The organism is Dethiobacter alkaliphilus AHT 1, assembly GCF_000174415.1.
Taxonomy (GTDB): domain Bacteria; phylum Bacillota; class Dethiobacteria; order Dethiobacterales; family Dethiobacteraceae; genus Dethiobacter; species Dethiobacter alkaliphilus.
This window is the reverse complement of the sequence record NZ_ACJM01000016.1, coordinates 25,489-39,214: the sequence shown is the minus strand read 5'-3', so window position 1 is coordinate 39,214 and position 13,726 is coordinate 25,489. Positions and strand designations below refer to the sequence as shown.

At 52.3% G+C, this 13,726-nt stretch carries 19 protein-coding genes; all 19 read left to right on the top strand.

The annotated features are described in order from the left end of the window. Positions 1 to 4 precede the first annotated feature (4 nt). Positions 5 to 1,012, top strand: a complete 1,008-nt coding sequence (gene fliG / locus DEALDRAFT_RS13005) for a flagellar motor switch protein FliG (protein ID WP_008518246.1) — start codon at positions 5 to 7, stop codon at positions 1,010 to 1,012. Next, positions 996 to 1,772, top strand: coding sequence for a FliH/SctL family protein (locus DEALDRAFT_RS13000; protein ID WP_008518243.1), 777 nt, complete (start codon positions 996 to 998; stop codon positions 1,770 to 1,772). Before fliG ends, DEALDRAFT_RS13000 begins: the two co-directional genes overlap by 17 nt. After that, a complete protein-coding gene (gene fliI / locus DEALDRAFT_RS12995) occupies positions 1,765 to 3,084 on the top strand; it encodes a flagellar protein export ATPase FliI (RefSeq protein ID WP_008518241.1) in 1,320 nt (439 codons plus the stop codon). The genes DEALDRAFT_RS13000 and fliI overlap by 8 nt, the downstream gene beginning before the upstream one ends. 7 nt (positions 3,085 to 3,091) lie before the next feature. Then, positions 3,092 to 3,538, top strand: a complete 447-nt coding sequence (gene fliJ, locus DEALDRAFT_RS12990) for a flagellar export protein FliJ (protein WP_008518239.1) — start codon at positions 3,092 to 3,094, stop codon at positions 3,536 to 3,538. Between the two features lie 35 nt (positions 3,539 to 3,573). Next, complete coding sequence (locus tag DEALDRAFT_RS12985) at positions 3,574 to 4,794, top strand: flagellar hook-length control protein FliK (RefSeq protein WP_008518237.1); 1,221 nt, start codon at positions 3,574 to 3,576, stop codon at positions 4,792 to 4,794. 15 nt (positions 4,795 to 4,809) lie between these two features. Then, a complete protein-coding gene (locus tag DEALDRAFT_RS12980; RefSeq protein ID WP_008518235.1) occupies positions 4,810 to 5,235 on the top strand; it encodes a flagellar hook capping FlgD N-terminal domain-containing protein in 426 nt (141 codons plus the stop codon). A 2-nt stretch (positions 5,236 to 5,237) separates the two neighbouring features. After that, positions 5,238 to 5,627: a TIGR02530 family flagellar biosynthesis protein gene (locus tag DEALDRAFT_RS12975; protein ID WP_008518232.1), complete on the top strand. Its 390-nt coding sequence runs from the start codon at positions 5,238 to 5,240 to the stop codon at positions 5,625 to 5,627. Positions 5,628 to 5,709: 82 nt separating this feature from the next. After that, entirely contained in the window at positions 5,710 to 6,936 is a 1,227-nt protein-coding gene (locus tag DEALDRAFT_RS12970; protein ID WP_008518231.1) for a flagellar hook protein FlgE, read from the top strand. 20 nt (positions 6,937 to 6,956) lie between these two features. Beyond that, positions 6,957 to 7,784, top strand: a complete 828-nt coding sequence (locus DEALDRAFT_RS12965; RefSeq protein WP_008518229.1) for a motility protein A — start codon at positions 6,957 to 6,959, stop codon at positions 7,782 to 7,784. Next, entirely contained in the window at positions 7,777 to 8,514 is a 738-nt protein-coding gene (locus DEALDRAFT_RS12960) for a flagellar motor protein MotB (RefSeq protein ID WP_040379121.1), read from the top strand. Before DEALDRAFT_RS12965 ends, DEALDRAFT_RS12960 begins: the two co-directional genes overlap by 8 nt. Next, entirely contained in the window at positions 8,507 to 8,986 is a 480-nt protein-coding gene (locus DEALDRAFT_RS16220) for a flagellar basal body-associated FliL family protein (RefSeq protein ID WP_008518225.1), read from the top strand. The genes DEALDRAFT_RS12960 and DEALDRAFT_RS16220 overlap by 8 nt, the downstream gene beginning before the upstream one ends. Positions 8,987 to 9,007: 21 nt before the next feature. Beyond that, a complete protein-coding gene (locus DEALDRAFT_RS12950) occupies positions 9,008 to 9,460 on the top strand; it encodes a FliM/FliN family flagellar motor switch protein (protein WP_008518224.1) in 453 nt (150 codons plus the stop codon). A gap of 56 nt (positions 9,461 to 9,516) precedes the next feature. Then, positions 9,517 to 9,858 carry a FliO/MopB family protein gene (locus tag DEALDRAFT_RS12945; RefSeq protein ID WP_008518221.1) on the top strand — a complete coding sequence of 114 codons (342 nt, stop codon included), beginning with the start codon at positions 9,517 to 9,519 and terminating at the stop codon, positions 9,856 to 9,858. A 138-nt stretch (positions 9,859 to 9,996) separates the two neighbouring features. Beyond that, positions 9,997 to 10,392 carry an EscR/YscR/HrcR family type III secretion system export apparatus protein gene (locus DEALDRAFT_RS12940; protein ID WP_008518219.1) on the top strand — a complete coding sequence of 132 codons (396 nt, stop codon included), beginning with the start codon at positions 9,997 to 9,999 and terminating at the stop codon, positions 10,390 to 10,392. Further along, the gene (gene fliO / locus DEALDRAFT_RS16215) at positions 10,374 to 10,802 is read left to right on the top strand and encodes a flagellar biosynthetic protein FliO (protein WP_008518217.1); all 429 of its coding nucleotides are present in this window, start codon (positions 10,374 to 10,376) and stop codon (positions 10,800 to 10,802) included. The genes DEALDRAFT_RS12940 and fliO overlap by 19 nt, the downstream gene beginning before the upstream one ends. Then, positions 10,765 to 11,538, top strand: a complete 774-nt coding sequence (gene fliP, locus DEALDRAFT_RS12935) for a flagellar type III secretion system pore protein FliP (RefSeq protein ID WP_008518215.1) — start codon at positions 10,765 to 10,767, stop codon at positions 11,536 to 11,538. The genes fliO and fliP overlap by 38 nt, the downstream gene beginning before the upstream one ends. Before the next feature lie 15 nt (positions 11,539 to 11,553). After that, entirely contained in the window at positions 11,554 to 11,823 is a 270-nt protein-coding gene (gene fliQ, locus DEALDRAFT_RS12930; RefSeq protein ID WP_008518213.1) for a flagellar biosynthesis protein FliQ, read from the top strand. A 9-nt stretch (positions 11,824 to 11,832) separates the two neighbouring features. Next, a complete protein-coding gene (gene fliR / locus DEALDRAFT_RS12925; RefSeq protein WP_008518212.1) occupies positions 11,833 to 12,594 on the top strand; it encodes a flagellar biosynthetic protein FliR in 762 nt (253 codons plus the stop codon). Further along, positions 12,495 to 13,670 (top strand): flagellar biosynthesis protein FlhB, encoded by a 1,176-nt coding sequence (gene flhB, locus DEALDRAFT_RS12920; RefSeq protein ID WP_196776632.1) that lies wholly within the window; start codon positions 12,495 to 12,497, stop codon positions 13,668 to 13,670. The genes fliR and flhB overlap by 100 nt, the downstream gene beginning before the upstream one ends. Positions 13,671 to 13,726 lie beyond the last annotated feature (56 nt).

The following is a 13,726-nucleotide window of genomic DNA, read 5'->3' as shown; positions in this document are numbered from 1 at the left end:
TTTTTTGGCACGCGCTAAAGTAAACGGTATAAAAAAATCAGCAATCTTATTAATGGCGTTGGGGCCTACTGTGTCTGCCAATATCCTGAAGCATTTCAGCGAAAATGATATCGAGCGTATCTCGTTGGAAATTGCCAATACCACACAGGTGGATGTCTCATCCATTGAAGATGTGTTGGATGAATTCTTACTTTTAAGCCAGGCTCAGCGTTATATGCTTGACGGTGGCCTGGAATATGCCCAAACATTGCTGGAAGAAACATTGGGGGGGAAAAAGGCCGGAGAAATAATCAAGAAGCTGCGGGAAGCATCACAGATTAAGCCTTTTATGTTTGTGCGCAAGGCTGACCCTAAGCAGCTTACCAATCTGATTAGTCAGGAACATCCCCAGACCATTGCGCTGATATTATCCTATCTGGAACCGCAGCAGGCCTCCATGGTAATATCGGAGCTGCCCGATGAACAGCAGTCTGAGATTGCCCGCCGCATTGCGGTGATGGACAGAACTTCTCCGGAAGTGTTAAAGGAGGTGGAGGGCGTTCTAAAAGAGCGGCTTTCCACCGTGGTACAGCAGGATTTTGCTTCAGCAGGCGGGATTCAGGCCTTGGTGGATATTTTAAACAATGTTGATCGTGGCACAGAAAAGCTGATTTTAGAAGAGTTGGAGAAAGACGACCCGCAGCTGGTGGACGAAATTCGCAAGCGGATGTTTATTTTTGAAGATATCATTTCGTTGGACGATGCCTCTATTCAGCGGATTATCCGTGAAGTGGATCAAAAAGACCTGGCTCTGGCACTTAAGGGCTCCAGTGATGAAGTGCGGGAAAGAGTATTCAAAAATGTTTCCAAGCGCGCTGCAGAAATGCTGCGCGAGGATATAGACTTCATGGGTCCGGTCAGATTGCGTGAAGTGGAAGAAGGGCAGCAGCGGATCGTCAGTATCATTCGCAAGCTTGACGAGACCGGTGAAATAATTATTTCGCGGGGTGGTGAAGATGCCATCATTGTCTAGTGTACTCAAGGCTGATAGTGTGAAACTAAATGGTGGCGTTTTGCGTTTACCCGCTTATTTTCACGCCGCCGGTTCAGCTGAGCCAAAGAGCCAGACGGCGGTGCCTGAAGCGCCGGGTGCCCAGGTGCTCCATGATGCGCAGGCGGAGGCGGCTGAAATAGTAGCAGCAGCCCGGCGTGAGCGGGAGGAGATTCTGGCCGCTGCGGGACAGGAATGTGAAGAGCTCCGTAAAAAAGCAGAGATGCAGGTGCTGGAGCTGGAGGAGGGCGCTAAGCAGCGCGGCTATGATACCGGTTATCTGGAAGGCATGGCCGCCGGCCAGCGTGAGGGTAGCAGGATGCAGCGTGAAGCTGAGGAATTGCTGGCCGAAACCAGAAGAATACGCTCTGAAATGCTGGAGGCTGTGGAGCCGCAGGTGGTGGAGCTGGCGGTATGCATCGCAGAAAAACTGGTGAGCCGGCAGCTGTCGGAGGAGCCGGAAACGGTGGTTTCCATGGTACGGGAGCTTTTGCAGCAGGTTAAAGAGTCGGGAGATATCCTGATACGCCTTCATCCTGATGATGTGCCGCTCTGCCGGGACAAGGCGGCTGAACTGCAGGCTGAGTTGCGGGAGCACAGTTCTTTGAGCTTTTTGGCTGACGGTGCTGTTGCCCGGGGACACTGCAGGGTGGAAACCAGCGGCGCCGCCATTGAATGCATGTTGGATGAACGATTTGCCAAATTGCGTGAGACCTTGTTGGATGTGACATCCAATGAGTAAACTTGATTTATCTTCTTACATACAAGCAGTATCTTCTTTCCCCCGGGCCAAGGTGATTGGCAGGGTGACCCAAGTGGTGGGACTGACCATCGAAGTGCGCGGGTTGCAGGCTTTTGTGGGGGAGATGTGTTTAATATATGTGACCCCGGAGGCGGAGCCGGTCACCGCCGAGGTGGTGGGTTTTAAAAACGGCCATGTGCTGATGATGCCCTTGGGAGATCTGCGGGGCATAGGCCCCGGTTGTGAGGTTTTGCCCACCGGCAGGGAGTTTACCGTAAAAGCCGGACCCCATCTTTTGGGCCATGTGCTGGACGGCCTGGGGGTACCTTTAGACGGCGCCCGGATAAACGGGGCCGGAAAAGTTTGTTCTGTTGACAATGATCCGCCCAACCCGCTGGAGAGGCAGCGTATCAAAGAAGTGCTGCCCACCGGAATCCGGGCCATAGATATGTTTCTGACCTGCGGGCAGGGACAGAGGATAGGTATTTTTTCCGGCAGCGGTGTGGGTAAATCCACCATGCTGGGCATGATTGCCAAACACAGTGAAGCGGATATTAACGTTATTGCTCTGATTGGCGAGCGGGGCCGGGAAGTGGTGGACTTTATAGAACGGGATCTGGGCGAGGAAGGGCTGGCCCGTTCCGTGGTGGTGGCGGTAACTTCGGACCGCCCACCCCTTTTAAGAATTAAAGGAGCCCTGGTGGCCACCGCCATCGCCGAATATTTCCGGGATCAGGGTAAAAAAGTGATGCTGATGATGGATTCGGTGACCCGGTTGGCCATGGCCCAGCGGGAAGTGGGGCTGGCCATCGGTGAACCGCCAACTACCAAGGGTTATACGCCGTCGGTGTTTGCTCTTCTGCCAAGAGTGTTGGAACGAGCCGGGACTTCGCGGTCCGGTTCCATTACCGGGCTGTACACCGTACTGGTTGACGGTGATGACTTTAATGAGCCGGTGGCCGATGCGGTGCGTGGTATTTTGGACGGCCATATCGTGCTTACCCGGGATTTGGCGGCCAAAAACCATTTTCCCGCCATCGATGTCGGTAAAAGTATCAGCCGCCTGATGACGGAATTGGCCAGTGAAGAACACAGGAAATTGGCCGGACAGTTTCGTGATTACCTGTCCGCCTATGCCGAGGCGGAGGATTTGATTAATATAGGTGCTTACGTAGACGGCACCAATCCCCGGGTAGACCGGGCCCGTCAGTATATAACGGCGATGCACACGTTTTTGCGGCAGGATGTGAATGAGTGTGATCCTTATGAACAGGCGTTGGACAAGCTCAAGCACCTTTTTAAAAAGGAGTGAGTGACTGATGTACGTTTTTCCCCTGCAGAAAGTTTTGGACTACCGCAAACGCAAAGAGGAAGAAGAGCAGCTCCGCCTAAACCAGGCCTTCCGGGAGCGGGATACGGCAAAAGAAAATTTAGTTACATTGCAGGAGGACCTGGCAGGTATGCAGGCAAAAGCTGCGGCTGAGCAAACCAAAAAGATAAATGTGCCGCAGGCCCTGATGGCCGGGGAATATTCTTTGCATCTGGCCCATCGCATTAAGGAGCAAAAGCAGGCTGTGGAACAGCTTGACTCACGTCTGCAAGAACAGGTTCAGTTGACGGAAAAAGCTATGCAGGAGAGAAAAGTTATGGATTCTCTGCGGGATAAAGGCCAGTGGCGCTACCAGCAGGAAACGAAACTGGAAGAGCAGAGACAAAACGATGAGATGGCGCGCTTCATGCATTTGTATCATGTGAAGCCTTCTTAAATAACCATCTAATTCCAAGAAAGGAGGTGATGAAGATGGAGGCAGGTATGCTGCCGTTACTTGCGCCGCTTTTAAAGGCTCAGGCAACCGCAGCGGGACAGAACCGGGAAGAAGGTGCACCGCAGATTGGCTTTGCCGGGCTGCTGGCTATGCTGCAGCAGTCAGAGGAATTTGATCCGGCACAGGCCATGCTGGGACTGCAAATGGCAGGAAAAGAAGAGCAGGATTCCGCAGTTTTGCCGTACCTTGTTATGGCCCTCATGCCACAGTTGGCAGGCGAACAAACGGATTTAGAGGGCATGGCTGAGGAGAACCATGAGCTTGACATGTACCCTGATCTTCTGGCATTTATGGCCCAGGCTCCTGTGGAGCAGTTATTGGAAGTTGCTGTAAGCTCCGATGCTTTGGAGGCCTCAGATGTTGCTGATAAGTTGGTTGCAGTTGCAGAAGTTCCCCAAGCTATTATGGAAGAAGGGGCGGAAAGCTTAGAGCCGGTTGGGCAGAAGGGTAACCAGGCGGAAAAGCTTGCGTCTGGAATGTCCATGCAGGATGCTAAGGCTGTTTTGCAACAGGATGTTGAAGTCGCAGAGGGTTCCGATAATGAAAAAAACGGAGCGCAATTAGTAAGACCGGTTGGAGAACGGGATAGCAATATTCTTGCTGCGGAGCGTCTCGGCGCAAACTTGGCATTTAAGCAGGTTTCCGGTGAAGATTCCTCAGGAGTAAAAAGCAAGAATGCCACCGAGCTGTCTTCTGAGCATGTACAGCGTCCGCTTGTGGAACATGATCCATTCAGGTCACTGGTGCAGACCGCGTCTTATAACTCCGACAAAGCACAGGTCAGCCGTGCCGCTGTGGTGGAGCAGGTTCTGGAGAAAATGCTGTTGGTTAAAGAGCCCCAGGGAGAGTCAACGCTGTTTGTCCGGTTGCGTCCCGCAGTGCTAGGAGAGGTGGAAGTGAGGCTGCGTATGGAAGAAGGGCGACTTGTGGCCAATATTCTTACGGAGAATGCTCAGGTAAAAGAAACTCTGGACGGAGCTCTGAATCAATTACGCCAGCGTCTGGAGGCGCAGCAGATTAACGTGGCTGAAATGACCGTCACCGTTAATCAGGAACAAAGCTCCCGCCAGGGTAGCGGTTTCCATGATTTCCGGCAAACCCAAGCCGGAGGCGGAGATGTTTTACCGGTAGAAGCTGTGGAGGAAATACCGCCGTCTGCCGTTCTGATTCCAGGAGCGTTGGACATGCGGGCCTAGTCTGGAGGTGAGGAAATGACAACTGTTTCAGCAGCCGGTACCACCGCTGCCACGCAACAAAGCAATAAAGCTACAGGTGCTATGCAGGAAATGGACAAAGATATGTTTTTGCAGCTATTGGTTACGCAACTCCGTTATCAGGATCCGCTGGACCCGCAGGACAACAGCGAGTTTGTGGCACAGATGGCGCAGTTTACCTCGTTGGAGCAAATGCAGAACTTAAACAATACCATGGCAAAACTTCTTGACATCCAAAGCAGTCTCCATAATTCCGCACCGGCTTTTCTCGGCCTTTCCGTTACTGTAAAAGACGATAATGGATTGCCGCTTACAGGAATTGTCAGTGCAGTGGAATACGATAACGGTAAACCCCGGTTAGTAATTGACGGTAACCGCTACGGACTGGAGAGTGTGCAGAAAGTAACAGCAGGTGGTGAGTAGTGATGAACACAGGGGATATTCGTTTTCCGGGACAACCGATAAGCCAGCCTAAACCCGGTACATCGCCGGTAAAAAAGAAGACTCCCGATGTTTCGCCTTTTTCCCAGGTCTGGCAGGAAACACTGCAAAAGCAGACCGATGTTAAATTCTCGGCTCACGCCATGCAGCGGCTGCAGGACAGAAGAATTGAACTGGGAGAAGGAGAGTTGGCCAAGATTAACCAGGCGGTCAATGCGGCGGACAAAAAGGGTGCCCGTTCTTCCCTGTTGCTTTACGATGATCTGGCGTTGGTGGCCAGTGTAAAGAACCGTACCATCATCACCGCCATGGGCGGCGAAGATATGCGGGAGCATGTATTTACCAACATTGACAGTGCAGTAATTATTAAATAAGTGGCTGGACCTCAGAGAGGAAGCCACAGGCTGCGGACCGATTGAAGCGGCCAATCCCTCAAATTAAAGGAGGTCATCTTTTATGCAAAGATCATTATTTACCGGCGTGTCCGGATTGCGTAACCATCAGACCAAGATGGATGTGATTGGCAATAACATTGCCAATGTGAACACCACCGCTTTTAAAGCCGGCAGGGTCCGGTTTCAGGATATTCTGAGCCAGAATATCCGGGGTGCCAGCGCCCCCCAGGATGGACGTGGGGGAATTAACCCGGCGCAGGTAGGATTGGGTATGAGTGTAGCATCTATTGATACCATACATACTCCAGGTAGCTTGCAAAGCACCGGCCGTCCAACCGATTTGGCCATCCAGGGAAGCGGTTTTTTTGTGATGAGTGATGGTGCAAACGAGTTCTACAGTCGTGACGGTGCGTTTTCTCTTGGTTCGGACGGTGATTTGGTAAACGGCGCCAACGGGTTCAAACCGCTGGGGTGGCAGGCAGATGCTTTTGGCAATATCAATACCAACGGGCCGCTGCAGCCATTAAATATACCGCTGGGCCACAACGTTACCACCAGAGCTACCGAGAACCTGACTTTCAGTTCGAACTTGGATTCTCTGGCAGAAATAGGAACAGAGCATATGGCCGAGTCATTAGTCTACAACTCCCAGGGTGGGTCGCATCTGGTGGAAATCATCTTTACAAAGACCGGGTCTAATACCTGGGAATGGGAAGCCAGCGGGATCACCGGCAACGAAACTGTTTCCGGCCAGGGAACCATTGAATTTGATGAGTTTGGCAACTTGCTTCAAGCCACCGGCGATGCAGCCATCAGCATCACAGATATAGACGGTGCCGACGATATTAGTATGGCGGTGGATTTTAACAATATGTCGCAGGTGGTAGGGCATAGCAACGCTCAGGTTCGCTACCAAGACGGTTTTCCTGCCGGGGAACTGACTGAGTTTACCATCGGCAAAACAGGTGTTATCAGTGGAATATATACCAATGGCTTGGTGGTAGAGTTAGGCCAGATTGCACTGGCATCTTTTGATAATCCGGAAGGGCTAATGAAAGCAGCCGGGAATATGTATCAGGTTTCATCCAATTCGGGGCAGGCTCGTGTAGGTGGTGCCGGGTTGGAAGGGCGCGGTGTCATTGAAACAGGCACCCTGGAAATGTCAAACGTGGATCTGTCCTACGAGTTTACAGAGATGATTACCACTTCCCGGGGATTTCAGGCCAACTCGCGGGTAATTACCACATCGGATGATTTGTTGCAGGAAGTGGTGAATCTTAAGCGGTAACATACGTGAGGTGACGTAATATGCAGCAGCGCATGGATTTTTTGACCATACTGGGGATAGGCCTGGGCCTGTCCCTGGTAATGGGGGCTATAGCCCTGGGCGGCAGCGTGGCCATGTTCTGGAGTTTGAATTCCATAATGATTACGGTGGGGGGCTCTTTTGCGGCGCTGCTCGTTAATTTTCAGCTGCCCCAGATCACCATGGTTTATGGGGTCACAAAAAATGCTTTCCAGCAGGAAGTTCAGGACATTGGCGAGCTGATTAGTGTATTTGTGGACCTGGGTCAGAAAGCCCGCCGTGAAGGGCTCCTTGCTCTGGAGGATGACTTAAATGACCTGGAAGACCCGTTTTTGGGCAACGGCCTCCAGATGGTCATCGACGGTCTGGAGCCGGAATTGATTCGCGACATTATGGATACGGAAATTACCGCCACCGTGGCCCGGCACAGAATGGGTCAGGACCTGTTTAAGACCTGGGGGGCGTTGGCGCCGGCCTTTGGTATGATTGGGACACTGATTGGCCTGATTCAGATGCTGGCCAACCTGGACGATCCCAGCGCCATTGGGCCCGGGATGGCCGTTGCTTTGCTCACCACTTTTTACGGTGCGCTGTTGGCCAACCTGCTGTTTAACCCGCTGGCGGGTAAACTGGCCATCCGCAGCGATGCGGAGATTGCCCAGAAAGAGGCGGTGGTGGAAGGCGTTCTGGCTATTCAGGCCGGTACCAACCCCAGAATTCTGCAGGAGAAGATGAAAGCCTTTGCATCACCGGCGCAGCGTGAAGAGATGGCCAGGCAGTCGGAAACGCCGGATACCGCCGGTGAGGAAGTGATTTACGACCATGCGTAAAAGCAGGCACGCCCAACCCCGGCAGGAAGGCGGAGCGCCGGAGTGGATGACCACCTACAGCGATATGGTTACACTGCTTTTGGCCTTCTTTGTCCTGCTCTTTTCTTATTCGGTGATTGATGTGATCAAGTTTCAGCAGATTATGTCCTCCATTCAGGTGTCGTTTCTTGGCCAGGACGGTATCATGGAGTCGTCTTTGGACCCCAGCCGCGGTGAAATGATTGAACTGGCGGTGGACCATAAGTTTGAGGATGTGCTGATGACTTACCTGGAGGTAAAAAGCCATCTGCAGGAAGAGGGCCTGGCCAATATTATCGACGTCCGTATTGAAGACCGGGGCGTGGTGCTGGAAATACAGGACCGGCTGCTTTTTGATACCGGGCGGGCGGAAATCAGGCCTGAGGCCCGGGAGTTGCTGGTAAAGGTGGCGGGGATTTTAGCCAATGTACCAAACCAGATCATTGTGGAGGGCCACACAGACAACGTGCCGATTCAAACGGCACAATACCCTTCCAACTGGGAACTGTCGGTGGACCGCGCTGTGCGGGTGGTGCGTTACCTTAGCGAACGGCAGGACATCGATCCGGAGCGTTTTTTAGCCACCGGGTACGGTGAGTTTCAGCCGGTGGCTTCCAACGAGACAGTGCAGGGGCGTGCTAAAAACCGTCGCGTAAATATTGTAATATCTGAAGTAAACCTGTTGGACCGGGAGGTTGATTATTATGAGTAAGGCTGAAGAAAACAGTGCCCCCAAAAAGGGCAGTCGCACTAACCTGTTGCTGGCCATAGTGGCCGTCCTGGCTCTGATGGGTGTGGTAATCAGCGTTTATGCATTGCTGGCGGACAGAGAAGAACCGCTGTTTGGCGGCGGCGCGCAGGCTGAAGAAGAAGTGGCCGGGCCATTTCGTCAGTTTGGCCCGCTGGATTTTACCGTTAATCTCTCCGACAGCGGCCAGCGCAATTACCTCAAAGCCACCATCACTCTTGCCTATGAGGAAAGGCGCCTGGCAGGGGAGTTGGAGGAGCGTAAAGCGCAAATCCGTGACCTGATTATTAACACAATGCGCAGTAAAGCTGTGAACGATGTTAGTGACGGAGATGGGACAGAGAAACTGCGCGGTGAGCTGATTGAAGAAGTAAATTCTGTTTTAAGCGGCGGTGAAATCGTAGAGATTTATTTTACCGATTTTCTGGTGCAATAAACTGGTCAACGGAGGCAATGTATGTCATCTTCATTTTTATCCCAACAAGAGATTGAAAAACTAATAGACCGGCTCCATCCGGATTTGGCCGATGAAGTAAAGCAGGAGAAAGAGGGTTCCCAGCCAAAGCAGGAGGAACCTCCGGCGGCTCCGGCAGAAGAGGTGGAGCGGGTGGAATTTCCTGAGTTTGTTCAGGCGCCACAAGGGGCGAAGGAACGGGGGGTAAACTTTTTTGAGTCCGTTCCGGTAACCCTGGATTTGGAGTTAGGGGCAGCCACACTGACGGTGAGGGAAATTCTGGCGCTGCAAAAAGACTCCATCATCCGTTTGGACAAACTGGCCGGGGAGAATGCCGCCCTGTGTGTGAACGGTAAGCCTCTGGCTTCCGGGGAAGTGGTGGTAATAAACGATAATTTTGGCTTCCGTGTGGCGGAAGTGGGTGGCTCATCCGCCAATCCGCCAAAGAAGGAGTAAGCAAATGTTTATTGAGGCCATAAAAATGATGCTGGCTTTGGCGGGTGGTAATATTTTTGGCCTGGTGGAGTATTCGCTACCTGCTGCCGCGGCTGCAAACCCTTACTCCTGCCCGGACCGGCGCCATGACTGTAATCGAGCGCGTATCTTTGGGGATGCGCACCAGCCTGTGCCTGGTAAAAGTGGGTGAGCGCTACTTTTTAATTGGTGTAACGCCGGCCAGTATGGAATATCTGGCCGAGGTTAGTGAAGAAGATTTGCCGGAAAGCGGTACGGAACCGGCTGATCCTCCCGATTTTGCAGAAATTCTTGCTAACAGCAAAGACAAGGTGAACATGTTCCGCAGCCAGCTCAAAGAGCGCTCCGGGCGTGTGCAGGAAGGAAAGACACGAAAATGACCATGGCCACCGGAAGATAATTACCGCTCTAACCGCGGTTTTGTTTATAGGGATACTGTTGTTGCCGTCCCGCGCTGGGCGCGCAGCCCCTGTCTTTCCCTACTAATGTAAATATTGATATCGGCCTTTCTGGCTCTGATGACCTCTTTTACGCGGATTGTGGTGGTGCTGGGTTTTGTGCGCAACGCGCTGGCCACGCAGCAGACACCGCCCAACCGGGTGATTATCGGCTTGGCACTGTTTCTTACTTTTTTCATCATGGCTCCTATTTACTCCCGCGTTAACGAAACCGCTATTCTACCATCCCTGGAGGACGAGATCACCTCCGAATACGCGTTGGCCACCCGCTCACCCCCCCTGGAAAGGTTCATGGTTCAACAAACCACCGAAAAGGTCTTACCTTTGTTTGTAAACCTCTCCGACGGCGAGCGCCCCGAGACCATGGATGATTTGCCCATGCATGTACTGGTGCCCGCCTTTGTAATTTCCGAATTGAAAACAGAAGGAGTAAGCAAATGTTTATTGAGGCCATAAAAATGATGCTGGCTTTGGCGGTGGTAATATTTTTGGCCTGGTGGAGTATTCGCTACCTGCTGCCGCGGCTGCAAACCCTTACTCCTGCCCGGACCGGCGCCATGACTGTAATCGAGCGCGTATCTTTGGGGATGCGCACCAGCCTGTGCCTGGTAAAAGTGGGTGAGCGCTACTTTTTAATTGGTGTAACGCCGGCCAGTATGGAATATCTGGCCGAGGTTAGTGAAGAAGATTTGCCGGAAAGCGGTACGGAACCGCCGGATCCTCCCGATTTTGCAGAAATTCTTGCTAAGAGCAAAGACAAGGTGAACATGTTCCGCAGCCAGCTCAAAGAGCGCTCCGGGCGTGTGCAGGAAAGGAAAGACACGGAAAATGACCATGGCCAACCGGAGGATAATTACCGCTCTTAGCGCGGTTTTGTTTATAGGGATACTGTTTTTGCCGTCCCGCCTGGGCGCGGAGCCCCTGCCTTTCCCTACTAATGTAAATATTGATATCGGGACTGCAACGGAACCGGAGCAGGTGGTGGGTTCCTTACAACTTTTAATGTTATTGACGGTGCTTACTTTAGTGCCGGCCTTTCTGGCTCTGATGACCTCTTTTACGCGGATTGTGGTGGTGCTGGGTTTTGTGCGCAACGCGCTGGCCACGCAGCAGACACCGCCCAACCAGGTGATTATCGGCTTGGCACTGTTTCTTACTTTTTTCATCATGGCTCCGATTTACACCCAGGTTAACGAGACCGCTATTCAACCCTACCTGGAGGAGGAAATAACCCAGGAAGAGGCGTTGGCCATCGGTGCACAACCGCTGCGGGAGTTCATGTTTCACCAGACCCGGGAAAAGGATCTGGCTTTGTTTGTAAACATCTCCAACGGCGAGCGCCCCGAGACCCGGGATGATGTGCCCATGCATGTACTGGTGCCCGCCTTTGTAATTTCCGAATTGAAAACAGCATTTCAGATGGGATTTATGCTTTTTATCCCCTTTGTAATTATTGATATGGTGGTGGCCAGCACCCTGATGTCCATGGGGATGTTCATGCTGCCGCCGGTGATGGTTTCTCTGCCCTTTAAGCTGCTGTTGTTTGTGATGGTTGACGGCTGGCATCTGGTGGTCAAATCATTGGTGGAAAGTTTCGGTTAAAGACGGGAGGAAAAAATGTCACACGAATTTGTTTTGTCTGTGGCCAGAGACGCGATTTTAACCACATTGTTTATTGCTGCCCCCGTCCTGATCATCAGCCTGTTGGTGGGGCTGGGCATCAGTGTTTTTCAGGCCACAACCCAGATTCAGGAGCAGACGCTGACCTTTGTCCCCAAAATCATTGCTGTTTTTCTGGCCCTGCTGGTGTTTGGCAGCTGGATGCTAAATACGCTGGTACAGTTTACCGCCAATCTGTTTGCCCAGCTGGGAACGTTTGGTCTGTAGGATGAGATTATGGTTTTAGAGCAATGGTCCGTCCTGTTTCTTATCTTTGTCCGTCTCAGCGCATTGATAGCGGTGCTTCCCTTTTTCACCTGGCGCGGGATCCCCGCCCTGCCTAAAATCGGCTTTGCCGGGGTTTTTGCCTACCTGATTTTTCTGGCCTCTTCACCGCAGGAGTTTGAGATTCCGGAGCATTTTTATTATTATGTGTTGGCGGTGGGCTCGGAGGTGCTCTTTGGTCTGGCTTTGGGTTTTCTGGTGCTGCTGATTTTTGCTGCGGCCCGCATTGCCGGCCAGATGGTGGATGTGCAGGCGGGCCTGATGATGGCTTCGGTGTTTGATCCGCAGTTTGGCAGCCAGGTTACGTTGTTTGGGCAGTTTTACTACTTGTTTGCCCTGGTATTTTACCTGACAGTAAACGGGCACCATATGCTGTTTATGGCCATAGCCCGCTCCATAGAGCTGGTGACTCCCGGCGGAGTGGTATTTTCTCCGCAGCTGATACCTAATGTAATGCAGTTTATTTTTCAGATGTTTATCATTGCTTTTCAGTTGGCGGTGCCGGTGGTGGCGGTATTGATTTTCAGTGACCTGGCATTGGGTCTGCTATCCAAGACGGTCCCTCAGCTCCATGTTTTTATGGTGGGGATGCCGTTAAAGGTGGGAGTTGCTTTATTCATTATTTATCTGATATTTCCTTACCTGGCACAGGTGCTGGAGACGGTGTTTGCCCGGATGCAGGAGGATATTATCCATCTGTTCAATCTGTTTTAACGTCCCGCGGACGTCTTGACCTGCAGCTGTTTGCCGGCGAAGGTGATAAAACAGAAGAGGCCACGCCCAAGCGCAAGCAGGAGGCGCGGAAAAAAGGACAGGTTGTTAAGTCGGCCGAACTGAATTCCGCAGTAAATCTGCTGGTTATGACCGCCCTGTTTATGGCGGTGGGGCAGTTTCTTTTTAACCACCTGGCACAGACCATGCTGCGCTTTTTGCAGATGGACGGCAGGCTGCTTACCCCGGGAAACCTTAATGCCCTGACCATGAGAGCTTTTGGCGATTTCTTTCTCTTTATGGCTCCCGTGTTTGCCGTTTCCCTCATTGCAGGGCTGGCGGTAAATTACCTGCAGGTGGGCTTTTTGTTCACCACGGAGCCGCTGAATCCCCAGTTTAACCGGCTCAATCCGGCGGAAGGGTTTAAGAAAATTGCTTCCAAACGGGCGCTGTTTGAACTGGCAAAATCTTTGTTGAAGGTATTGATGGTTGGTTTTGTGGCCTTTCTGTTTGTTCGCGGAAACCTGGAGAATCTTTTGGCCACGCTTTACCAGGATGCCGCAGGCGTCTGGGAGACTCTGCGCTCGTTGTCTCTTAATCTGGCGCTGCGGATTGGGGCTCTGTTTCTGGTGCTGTCGGTGCTGGATTATATCTATCAGCGCTATGAGCATAACCAGAATCTGAAGATGAGCAAACAGGAGATAAAAGAGGAACACAAGCAGATGGAAGGGGATCCACAGCTTAAATCTCAGCTGCGGGAGCGTCAGCGCAGCATTGCCACGCAGCGCATGATGCAGGATGTGCCGGAGGCTACGGTGGTAATCACCAACCCCACCGAACTGGCTGTGGCCATCCGCTACCGGGAAGACCGGGATGAGGCCCCCACAGTGGTGGCCAAAGGGGCGGCCCTGATGGCTAAGAGAATCAGGGAAACGGCCAAAGAAAACAATGTTCCCATTATGGAAAACAAGCCGGTGGCGCGGATGCTTTACGATCAGGTGGAAATCGGGCAGGAAATCCCGGTGGACCTCTACCAGGCGGTGGCGGAAATTCTGGCGCTGGTCTATAAGTTACGCTAATTTTTAACTGGAAAGGGTGGCAGGTTTGGCTAAGACTTTGGCTCGCCGTGGCTGGC

Bases quoted from the DNA above. Each gene is read 5' to 3' on its own strand.
- fliO (WP_008518217.1), top strand. From the start codon at position 10,374: ATGTTTATTGAGGCCATAAAAATGATGCTGGCTTTGGCGGTGGTAATA.
- fliJ (WP_008518239.1), top strand. From the start codon at position 3,092: ATGTACGTTTTTCCCCTGCAGAAAGTTTTGGACTACCGCAAACGCAAA.
- DEALDRAFT_RS12950 (WP_008518224.1), top strand. From the start codon at position 9,008: ATGTCATCTTCATTTTTATCCCAACAAGAGATTGAAAAACTAATAGAC.
- DEALDRAFT_RS12965 (WP_008518229.1), top strand. From the start codon at position 6,957: ATGCAGCAGCGCATGGATTTTTTGACCATACTGGGGATAGGCCTGGGC.
- fliP (WP_008518215.1), top strand. From the start codon at position 10,765: ATGACCATGGCCAACCGGAGGATAATTACCGCTCTTAGCGCGGTTTTG.
- DEALDRAFT_RS13000 (WP_008518243.1), top strand. From the start codon at position 996: ATGCCATCATTGTCTAGTGTACTCAAGGCTGATAGTGTGAAACTAAAT.
- DEALDRAFT_RS12960 (WP_040379121.1), top strand. From the start codon at position 7,777: ATGCGTAAAAGCAGGCACGCCCAACCCCGGCAGGAAGGCGGAGCGCCG.
- fliI (WP_008518241.1), top strand. From the start codon at position 1,765: ATGAGTAAACTTGATTTATCTTCTTACATACAAGCAGTATCTTCTTTC.
- DEALDRAFT_RS16220 (WP_008518225.1), top strand. From the start codon at position 8,507: ATGAGTAAGGCTGAAGAAAACAGTGCCCCCAAAAAGGGCAGTCGCACT.
- DEALDRAFT_RS12940 (WP_008518219.1), top strand. From the start codon at position 9,997: ATGACCTCTTTTACGCGGATTGTGGTGGTGCTGGGTTTTGTGCGCAAC.
- DEALDRAFT_RS12980 (WP_008518235.1), top strand. From the start codon at position 4,810: ATGACAACTGTTTCAGCAGCCGGTACCACCGCTGCCACGCAACAAAGC.
- fliQ (WP_008518213.1), top strand. From the start codon at position 11,554: ATGTCACACGAATTTGTTTTGTCTGTGGCCAGAGACGCGATTTTAACC.
- DEALDRAFT_RS12975 (WP_008518232.1), top strand. From the start codon at position 5,238: ATGAACACAGGGGATATTCGTTTTCCGGGACAACCGATAAGCCAGCCT.
- fliR (WP_008518212.1), top strand. From the start codon at position 11,833: ATGGTTTTAGAGCAATGGTCCGTCCTGTTTCTTATCTTTGTCCGTCTC.
- DEALDRAFT_RS12970 (WP_008518231.1), top strand. From the start codon at position 5,710: ATGCAAAGATCATTATTTACCGGCGTGTCCGGATTGCGTAACCATCAG.
- DEALDRAFT_RS12985 (WP_008518237.1), top strand. From the start codon at position 3,574: ATGGAGGCAGGTATGCTGCCGTTACTTGCGCCGCTTTTAAAGGCTCAG.